This window comes from Xanthomonas sp. SHU 199 (assembly GCF_000364665.1).
GTDB lineage: Bacteria > Pseudomonadota > Gammaproteobacteria > Xanthomonadales > Xanthomonadaceae > Xanthomonas_A > Xanthomonas_A sontii.
In genome coordinates this window covers 1-1,065 of the sequence record NZ_AQOI01000273.1, presented here as the reverse complement: position 1 = coordinate 1,065, position 1,065 = coordinate 1, and the positions used below count along the sequence as shown (strand labels likewise).

Here is a 1,065-nt window from a genome sequence, read left to right as displayed (position 1 = left end):
AGGGACGTACAAGCCCCTCTCCCTGCGGGAGAGGGGCTGGGGGGAGGGTACGGACGCGAAGCGCATGCTGCATGTTGACCGCGCGAGGCTTCGCCCGCGCCCTCGGCTGTCTCTTCGGCGCACCGCGCTCGCAATATTTCTTGGAGGAGGAGCGTTGGTCGTGGAATGCAAGCCACGCTGGTTGGAGTGCAGTCTCCAGCGAGCGGCTATGATGGAGTCAGTTGCCACGGACCCGACCATGTTTCCCAGACTTCCGCCCGTCACTAAAGCGCTTCTGATCGCAAATGTCGTGGTGTTCCTGCTGCAGCAACCCTTTTTGCTGGGCGACGCGACGTTCGAGCCGTTCATGCTGTGGCCGATCGGCGTCTTCGATGCGTTCTCGCCCGGGCAGAACTTCCAGCTCTGGCAGTTGCTGACCTACGGCTTCCTGCACGGCAGCTTCTCGCATCTGTCTTTCAACATGCTGGCGCTGTACATGTTCGGCGGGCCGCTGGAGCAGACCTGGGGCAACAAGCGCTTCCTGACCTACTACCTGGTCTGCGTGGCCGGTGCCGGCCTGTGCCAGTTGCTGGTCGGCTGGTGGATGCTCAGCAACGGCAACGAGCCGTATCCGACCCTGGGCGCCTCCGGTGGCATCTTCGGCCTGCTGCTGGCGTTCGGCATGCTGTTCCCGAACCAGCGGGTGGTGCTGCTGTTCCCGCCGATCCCGATGAAGGCGCGGACCTTCGTGATCGTGTTCGGTGCGCTGGAACTGCTGATGGGCTTCACCGGCTGGCAGCCGGGCGTGGCGCATTTCGCGCATCTGGGCGGCATGTTGTTCGGCTGGCTGATGATCCGCTACTGGCGCGGCCAGCCGCCGTTCGGCAAGCGCAAGCCGCCGCGTCCGCGCATCGTGCGCTGAGCGAAAACGCCTGCCGCGCTGCTGCTCGTAGCAAGCGCGGCGCCGGCGCGGCGGCACGTTTTCCCGACTCCTGAACGCAAGACGGCGCGGTTGCCCGCGCCGTCTTGCTGTGTGTGCCTGGCCGGCGGCTAGCTGTGTAAACCCACCACGTTGTTCAGTGGAAT

At 65.0% G+C, this 1,065-nt stretch carries 1 protein-coding gene; it reads left to right on the top strand.

The annotated features are described in order from the left end of the window. The first annotated feature begins 238 nt into the window (after positions 1-238). Positions 239-901, top strand: a complete 663-nt coding sequence (locus D183_RS0110305) for a rhomboid family intramembrane serine protease (protein WP_026144361.1) — start codon at positions 239-241, stop codon at positions 899-901. Positions 902-1,065: the final 164 nt, after the last annotated feature.